The organism is uncultured Anaerococcus sp. (genome assembly GCF_937934665.1).
Classification (GTDB): domain Bacteria; phylum Bacillota; class Clostridia; order Tissierellales; family Peptoniphilaceae; genus Anaerococcus.
Genome location: NZ_CALGYW010000151.1, coordinates 1 through 7,314, shown reverse-complemented (window position 1 = coordinate 7,314; position 7,314 = coordinate 1). Strand labels below are relative to the sequence as shown.

Sequence of the window (7,314 nt, the reverse complement as noted above, 5' to 3'; positions counted from 1 at the left end):
CACTATCAATATGGCTTGTCATAAGCTTCTTAACCATATTAGCAGGTAGCTCTTGGAGGGTATCTACAAGCTCGTCCTCATCAAGCTCCTTAACCAAGTCTTTTATATTTTCTTCTGATAAGATATTTAATATCCTATCCTTATTTTCTGGTTTAAGTTCTGTAAAAGTATCTGCAAGCAAATCCTTATTTAATAGCTTTATCCAAATAGCTACAGATTTTTCTGGCAATATCTCTAGTTTATCAGCCAAATCAACGGGATTCATCTTGTTGATTTCGCTTTGGAGTTGCTTAAGATTATCAACGTTATAATTTCTTTCTGCCATTTACCTCTCCTAATTTAATATTCATAAAGAATATTATCTGTATAATGGCAAATAGAAATCCACCACTATACTAGTATCTGATTTTCTTATACCTTCGATAGGGCGACGCCTTATCCATTTACTCCTCCTTGTATTAAAATAAAAATATTTTGTGCAAAATATACACAAACATCCCTACTTATTATACATTTTTTATAACTTTTCTGCAATCATTTAAAAATCTCTACAAGAGCCTTCTCTGCCTCATCTAAAGAGCTAATTTCATAATCTAAATCTAGATTTAGGCTATTTTCTTTCCCCTCTGGATTAAACCAAATGGTCTTTATCTTGGCATTTTTCCCACCTAACATATCAGATGTTAAAGAATCTCCTATGATAACATAATCATCTAGGTCATACGATCCAATTTTTTCAAACACATAATCAAAAAACCTAGGATCTGGTTTTTCAAAACCGACAAGCTCAGAAATAAAAGACTTTTTAAAAATATTATTTAAATTAGAGCCCTCAAGCTTACCCCTTTGGGCTGTCAGTGACCCATTAGTCACCGCATATTGTTCATAACTTTCAGCAAGTTTTTTAACAATTTCCTCACCATAAGGATTGAAAACATAGGTTTTCCCAAGCTCTATCTGGAACTTATGGTTAAAATCCTCCACTATATCTGTCCTAAGGCCAAACCTTGCGAAAAATTCCCTAAACCTACCCAAGAGAACCTCATCCCTAGTTATTTCATTTCTCTCAAGCCTTTTCCAGTAGGAGTCATTTATATCCTTATAAGTCTTAAGCATGTCCTCGCTTGGCTTATTTAAATTAAAAATTTCGAAACACTTATAAATAGCAGCAGTTTCTGCCAAATCAAAATTTAGAAGTGTTCCATCTATATCCCATAATATTTTTTTCATATCATCTCCCCTTTATATAAATATTTTACTACTCTAAAAATATTATAAAACTATTTACTAAAATCCCTTTTAATGATATCCTTATCATAAGAATGTGAGGTATTTATGAAAAAACTTATAAAAATAATCGGTTATTTATTACTAATCCTAATAATTGCCTTTATCTGCCTTTTAGCCTACCTAATGGCAACAGAATATAAGCCAAAAGATATAGAAGAAGTAGCCATCTCAGGATCGGCCAAAGATAAGATAAAAGCAGAAACAACCTACAAGGTATTAAGCTGGAATATAGGCTACGGTGGACTTGATAAGGATACAGATTTCTTCATGGACGGAGGTAAGATGGTAAACCCTATCTCAAAAGACCATGTAGAAGATGCCCTAACAGGGATAAAACATGAAATTCAAAATATAGACCCAGACCTACTCCTCCTCCAAGAAGTAGATAGCGATTCAGCAAGGACCTTTCATATAAATGAAGTAGGATTTTTTGATAAGGCCCTAAACGGCGCATCGACTTTTGCCTATAACTACAAGGTAAGCTTTGTACCCTTCCCTATCCCACCTATGGGTAAGATTAATTCTGGTATCTATACAAATTCTAAATTTGCTATAGAATCATCCTACAGGTACCAACAACCAATCCCACATAAGTGGCCGGTAAAACTTGCCAACCTCAAAAGAGGCTTCAACGCCTCCTACCTACCAATAGAAGACTCTGATAAATACCTAGTCCTAGTAAATGTCCACCTAGACGCCTATGAATCAGGCTCAAACGGTAGACTTGCCCAAACTAGGCAAATCATAGCCTTCATGACAGAAGAATACAACAAAGGAAATTATATATTAGTAGGTGGAGACTTTAACCAAGAGTTAAGAAAAGATTTTGTAGCAGACCTCCCAGAAGGAATATGGAATCCATCACCATTTCCATACGACTATCTAACAGACAACATAAGTCCAGTCTTTGATAAAGACACCCACTCATCAAGAGTAAACGATAAACCCTATGACCCAAATAATGCCTACGAAAGCATCATAGATGGATTTTTGATATCAGATAATATAGAAGTAAAAACCATAAAAGGCCAAGCCCTGGGCTTTGTCCACAGCGACCACAACCCAGTCTTGTTAGAATTTAGCCTAAAGGAAAATAAAGAAAATTAAAAAAATCGTCCCCTTAGAATACTATTTAATCTAAGGGGACGATTTTTTATGTTTTATGAAAGCAATATTTCCTGGGCCTTTTTGTATTTTTCTACTCTTTCTAGATCTTTTTTGCTAACTTCTTTTAGTCTATCAAGGTTAGAATTATCTCTTAAATCAGAAAGCTTAACTTCTCTTGCAAGTTCATTGGTTTTCACCTTGTTTATATAAGTAAAATAATTTACACTTTTTTCGTGAGTTAATAAACTTAAAGCCTCAAGTTCATCTTTATTTAAAAATTTAAAATCATCGAGCTTGTAGTTGTCATTATCCTCGACTACATCATGAAGGAGAGCAATGATTTTAGCACTATTATTTTTACAACCCCTAGCTACCCTAAGTGGATGCTTATAATATGGATGACCACCCTTATCTTTTTGTCCCTTGTGAGCTCTTAGCATTATTAAAATGGACTTTAAATACCTAAACATCATGCCTCCAGGTTTTTCTTAACCAAACTTCCTTTGCTAGCTTCATAAGTAAAGGCTAGCTAAGAGATTAATCATTGTTTACTATTTAATCAATTTATAAACTACATATTATCCTTAACGGCAACAGCTACCATTTTTGCCTTGGCTCTTACTTCACTCTTGCAGGTTAAAACCATACTTACAACAGCTTTTCTTTCGCCAAGCTCCTCTAAGGTTGAAACTATTTCTATTTCTTCATCCATTGGTGTTGGCTTTTTGAAGTCTACTTCTAGGTGAGCTGTTATAAATCTCCCAATAACAGTATCTTCAGTAAGCTCAAGCCCCTTTACCTGGTGTTTAAAAAACGCTGCACTAGCTGTCCCATGGCAATCAAAAAGCATGGCAATCATCCCGCCAAATAAGTTATTTGGTACTCCTCCTGTATAGGCCTTGCCTGGTTTTACCCTTGTTACAACCTGGCTTCCGTCAGCAGATGGGTATGATTTGAGGTGAAGTCCATCATCGTTTTTGGGACCACATCCCCAACAATATTGAAATCTCTCACCATAAGTATCCTGGATTGCTATATTTTTACTCATATCTAACCTCCACATATCCTCACAAAACTTTGATTCTCTAATTTATATATACCCACTAATTCTTATAAGCTCAAAATTAATTTTTCAGATCCAACTTATATATATATTATTTCCTTGGCTTTTAAAGCCAAATTTATAAAATAACTTCCTAGAAATATGATTAAAGTCGTATATTTCTGCCTTTAGATAAGCCAAGCCTTTTTCCCTAGCGTAGGATATCAATTTATTTAAAACCTTACTTCCTATATCCCTTCCCCTATATTCTTTTGAAATTACCATGGCTACCATATTGTCATCAAAAATCGCACAATCTCCTATAAGCTTATTTTGGTAGGCTATATAAAATAAGTCTCCGTTATTAGAAAGATAAGTGTACATTCTTTTTAAATCATCAAAAGAGTAGGTGTAGTCGGCATTGTCTACCATTTTTATAGTTTCCCTATCCTGATACCAGGTAAGAGTGACTTTATAGGCAGGGAAATATTTGATTAAGTACAAACTATCAGAAATTATGAACCTAGCTATAGGCTTTCTATAGTAGCAATAATCACCTTCAATATTTCCTGTATCAATAAAGCCCAATCTCTTCCAAAAACCAAAGGCTCTTTTATTTTCCCTATAAATTCCAACCGATACAAAATCAACTTTGTAACGATCTTTAAACAATTGAAGCAAGGCTTCTACAGCTCTTGTTCCATAAGTTTTGTTTTGAAATTTATCTTTTATAAAAAAATTAATAATCTGCCCAAAGTTATCCTTAGCAAAAATTGAAGTAAAACCGATAAACTCATCACCATTATAGATTCCAAATGCATCCATATGACTATAATCTAGGAAACATTCTGCTATAGAATAAAGAGCAGAATCTACATATTCTAATTTTTCACCTTTAGTTTTTAAAGCTATAATTTCATTAAAATTTTCTTCATTTACTTTTATAAGTTCCATAAGTTTACCAATGCTAGTCAATCCTATTCCAATTATTATCAATTAGTTCTTTTAGGTTTTTGTAATTATTTTTAAATAACTTTCCGTCCATCTCTACCTCGTACTCGTAGACTTTTCCCAGGTGGTTTATTTTTAAGATTTTTTTATTTCCCTCCACTAGTTCAAAGTCCTCTATTTCATTCCAAGCCATAAAGAGGAAGTCTTTTTTATCTGAGTTTGATATTTCTGATTCATAAACTCCTTTTGGATCAAAATACATAATAAAGGTTCTAGAGCTATCAAATACATAGTACACACTTGATAATAATAATTTTCCAAGCCCCTTAGCAGGACTATTATACTTAAAAACTAAGAGGTAAGACCCATCATCTCCAAATTTTTCCCTTACTTTTTTGTCCATCTCATCACTTGTGTTAAATAATAATCCCATAATATCTCCTATTTAAAAATAAATACTTCTTTGATGTCCTTATCAAATACCTTGCAAATCTTATAGGCGGTCTCAAGAGTTGGGCTTATGGTATTATTTTCATAAGCCATGATAGATCTACGCTTTAGCCCAACCATCTGAGCCAAAGCATTTTGAGAAAGACCCATTTCTTTCCTAAATTCCCTAATCCTATTTTCTATTACTACATCCAAAAACTATCCCTCCATTTTTTTATAAATCTCTCCTGTATTGTATCCTAGCAATAAGAGTATACACCACAAAAATACATAAGGTTAGATATAACTTAAAGACCTTACTATCTATAGCAGCATTTGGGTCATAACCAAGCGCAAGCGTTTGGATAGCGCCAAGGGCTAAAATAATTATTATAGAAACTAATGTACTTAGCAAAAATGCCTTTAAGTTGTAATATTTTTTCATTTTACCTCCCTCATTTTTAAAATAATAAAAAGAAATATAGAAAAATACTCCCAAGCCTAAAACAATAGGTAAGAAACTTGGCACTTCTACAAAAAACATAGTAACTAGCAAAATAAAATAAAAAACTATAGCAAAACTTATCATATTCATCCCCTTGCATCAATTTTTGTTACATTTATAGTACTATTTATGTTACATTTATAGTACCATAAAATAAAAAAATACGCAAGATTTTCTCATAAAAAAAGCCCTTAAGGTTTAACCTCAAAGACTTTTTATCATAATCATGCAAGGATTATCCTCGCCCCATATTTCTTTAATTGTTTCAAGCTTCATAAAACCAAGCGTCCTATAAAAACCTACAGTCTCATCATAGTACCTATCAAGACCATAATCTAGGGTTTTAACTTGAGCAAAGCTATGGCTATACCTGTATAGGTCTAGGACTTTACCTACCAAAAACTTTCCAAGACCCCTTCCCCTATAATCTTTAAAAATACCTAGACAATAAATCTCTATAGCCTCATCTGAAGTTTCCTTCATAGTAATAAAACCAAGGTCCCTACCATCCTCACTTACTACATAGGTAGCTAAAGATCTCGCCATGTCAGCATAGGTTAAAATTGCCTCTTCAAATTCAAACCATTCTGGAAGGTCAGTCAAAACTTTCTTTACTAATTCATACTTATATGCCTTATCATTTTCTAATCTAATATCCATCCAAATCTTTCCTTAACTCATATTCATTATATAAACCAAAACCAATACCTGCATCAAAACCATCAAGGGAAGGCCCAATTTGTAATATGTCTTTTTAGTCTTATGTCTAAAAACCTTCATAGCAAACAGACCACCAACTGCCCCACCCATAAAGGAAAGGGCCAGCAATAATCCATTTTTTATCCTCCAGCCATTCTTCTTAGCCTTATGCTTATCATAGGCAAAGGCAAAAAAGCTAAGTAGGTTAATTATAAGTAAATAAGCAAGTAGATAGGTGTTGTCCTTAAAAAATTCCAAAAAATTAAACCTAAGACTACTAATATCTTTAGATCCTAACAAAAATAAAACAAACTCTATGCCAAGACTAGCGAAGGCAAAAACCTTAAGGCTAAGCCCATCCTTAGCGGCCGTCCTGTCAAAAATAAGGATGGCAAGAACAAGGCCCAAAGGCCCACCAGCTATAGCTATTAAATAAAGAAAAAAACTTAAAATATTTTTTATAATCCTAGACCTAGCCCACTTATAGAAAATGTAAAAAATAAATCCAATAATATTAACACCTACAAGGTAAATCCCAAAATCAAAAGCCCTATTCATCTATTTTCTCAATCCTAAAAATATTTATAACATCCGCATCAGGACAAGCAAAACGCACATCACCCGACTGAGAAAGAGGTAAACTTCCCCCATAACGGAGGATATCAACCATGGGAAATAGCGTGTGCATAGCCAGAGAACAAAATTCTCCCCTATCCTTATCAAAATCCCAAGTTTTCCCAATCTCATAACCCTTGTGACATCCATAGTCACCCTTCCTATCTACTAAAGTAATCTTAATCTTTGGTCTCATCCATACCTCCCTAGTCTATTATCTAAAACCTCTTCAAATCCGCAATAAAAATACCCCAGATTTTCTGCAAATACGCATTAGAATTTATATCATTAAACCGCAAATCCGCATTATAAAAACTCAATATTTCTGCAAATACTCATTATAAATAATATCAATATATAATTTAAACACACATAATCATTGACTTTTCAATAAATATACTCTTATAATGCAATCTCTAAAACAAATATATCCGGATAAACTTTTTTATATCATTTTCTTTATTTTAGACCTCCCTACAATCCACGCCAACCATCTCGAACGAAGTGAGAGATTTCTTTATCATGGGTTCCGTGATTACACCGGTGAGAAGTCTATATAATAATCATTCTATACCTACAGAAGTTTTCGTAAAATCCAAAAATCATACATAATTAGCTATATTACATTTATAGTACCACGAACACACTGAGCTTAGTCTTTTTTATGATAAAATCA

11 protein-coding genes and 1 pseudogene are annotated in these 7,314 nt (G+C 33.3%); 1 reads left to right on the top strand and 11 read right to left on the bottom strand.

Features of this window, described 5'->3' with window-relative positions:
• Positions 1-325 (bottom strand): annotated as a pseudogene (locus tag Q0410_RS07685) (magnesium transporter); the annotation flags it as partial.
• A 209-nt stretch (positions 326-534) separates the two neighbouring features.
• A complete protein-coding gene (locus Q0410_RS07680; RefSeq protein WP_299035216.1) occupies positions 535-1,230 on the bottom strand; it encodes a YjjG family noncanonical pyrimidine nucleotidase in 696 nt (231 codons plus the stop codon).
• A gap of 105 nt (positions 1,231-1,335) precedes the next feature.
• On the opposite strand from Q0410_RS07680, the gene Q0410_RS07675 reads away from it, so the two are divergent.
• Positions 1,336-2,397 carry an endonuclease/exonuclease/phosphatase family protein gene (locus Q0410_RS07675; RefSeq protein ID WP_299035213.1) on the top strand — a complete coding sequence of 354 codons (1,062 nt, stop codon included), beginning with the start codon at positions 1,336-1,338 and terminating at the stop codon, positions 2,395-2,397.
• A 53-nt stretch (positions 2,398-2,450) separates the two neighbouring features.
• Here Q0410_RS07675 and Q0410_RS07670 read toward each other — a convergent pair whose 3' ends face one another.
• The 9 genes from Q0410_RS07670 to Q0410_RS07630 all read right to left on the bottom strand — a co-directional run bounded on the left by Q0410_RS07670 (position 2,451) and on the right by Q0410_RS07630 (position 6,834).
• Positions 2,451-2,867, bottom strand: a complete 417-nt coding sequence (locus Q0410_RS07670) for a GTP pyrophosphokinase (RefSeq protein ID WP_299035210.1) — start codon at positions 2,865-2,867, stop codon at positions 2,451-2,453.
• Between the two features lie 101 nt (positions 2,868-2,968).
• Positions 2,969-3,445, bottom strand: a complete 477-nt coding sequence (locus tag Q0410_RS07665) for a PaaI family thioesterase (protein ID WP_299035207.1) — start codon at positions 3,443-3,445, stop codon at positions 2,969-2,971.
• An 84-nt stretch (positions 3,446-3,529) separates the two neighbouring features.
• Entirely contained in the window at positions 3,530-4,393 is an 864-nt protein-coding gene (locus tag Q0410_RS07660; RefSeq protein WP_299035205.1) for a GNAT family N-acetyltransferase, read from the bottom strand.
• 13 nt (positions 4,394-4,406) lie between these two features.
• On the bottom strand, positions 4,407-4,823 hold the full coding sequence (locus Q0410_RS07655) for a histidine kinase (protein WP_299035202.1): 417 nt from the start codon (positions 4,821-4,823) through the stop codon (positions 4,407-4,409).
• An 8-nt stretch (positions 4,824-4,831) separates the two neighbouring features.
• Entirely contained in the window at positions 4,832-5,035 is a 204-nt protein-coding gene (locus Q0410_RS07650; RefSeq protein WP_299035199.1) for a helix-turn-helix transcriptional regulator, read from the bottom strand.
• Between the two features lie 19 nt (positions 5,036-5,054).
• Positions 5,055-5,264: a hypothetical protein gene (locus Q0410_RS07645; RefSeq protein ID WP_299035196.1), complete on the bottom strand. Its 210-nt coding sequence runs from the start codon at positions 5,262-5,264 to the stop codon at positions 5,055-5,057.
• Between the two features lie 264 nt (positions 5,265-5,528).
• A complete protein-coding gene (locus Q0410_RS07640) occupies positions 5,529-5,984 on the bottom strand; it encodes a GNAT family N-acetyltransferase (protein ID WP_299035193.1) in 456 nt (151 codons plus the stop codon).
• 12 nt (positions 5,985-5,996) lie between these two features.
• Positions 5,997-6,581, bottom strand: coding sequence for a DUF1294 domain-containing protein (locus Q0410_RS07635; protein WP_299035190.1), 585 nt, complete (start codon positions 6,579-6,581; stop codon positions 5,997-5,999).
• Positions 6,574-6,834 (bottom strand): TIGR04076 family protein, encoded by a 261-nt coding sequence (locus Q0410_RS07630; RefSeq protein ID WP_299035187.1) that lies wholly within the window; start codon positions 6,832-6,834, stop codon positions 6,574-6,576. The genes Q0410_RS07635 and Q0410_RS07630 overlap by 8 nt, the downstream gene beginning before the upstream one ends.
• Positions 6,835-7,314 lie beyond the last annotated feature (480 nt).

Bases quoted from the DNA above. Each gene is read 5' to 3' on its own strand.
- Q0410_RS07670 (WP_299035210.1), bottom strand. From the start codon at position 2,867: ATGTTTAGGTATTTAAAGTCCATTTTAATAATGCTAAGAGCTCACAAG.
- Q0410_RS07680 (WP_299035216.1), bottom strand. From the start codon at position 1,230: ATGAAAAAAATATTATGGGATATAGATGGAACACTTCTAAATTTTGAT.
- Q0410_RS07660 (WP_299035205.1), bottom strand. From the start codon at position 4,393: ATGGAACTTATAAAAGTAAATGAAGAAAATTTTAATGAAATTATAGCT.
- Q0410_RS07630 (WP_299035187.1), bottom strand. From the start codon at position 6,834: ATGAGACCAAAGATTAAGATTACTTTAGTAGATAGGAAGGGTGACTAT.
- Q0410_RS07655 (WP_299035202.1), bottom strand. From the start codon at position 4,823: ATGGGATTATTATTTAACACAAGTGATGAGATGGACAAAAAAGTAAGG.
- Q0410_RS07675 (WP_299035213.1), top strand. From the start codon at position 1,336: ATGAAAAAACTTATAAAAATAATCGGTTATTTATTACTAATCCTAATA.
- Q0410_RS07635 (WP_299035190.1), bottom strand. From the start codon at position 6,581: ATGAATAGGGCTTTTGATTTTGGGATTTACCTTGTAGGTGTTAATATT.
- Q0410_RS07665 (WP_299035207.1), bottom strand. From the start codon at position 3,445: ATGAGTAAAAATATAGCAATCCAGGATACTTATGGTGAGAGATTTCAA.
- Q0410_RS07645 (WP_299035196.1), bottom strand. From the start codon at position 5,264: ATGAAAAAATATTACAACTTAAAGGCATTTTTGCTAAGTACATTAGTT.
- Q0410_RS07640 (WP_299035193.1), bottom strand. From the start codon at position 5,984: ATGGATATTAGATTAGAAAATGATAAGGCATATAAGTATGAATTAGTA.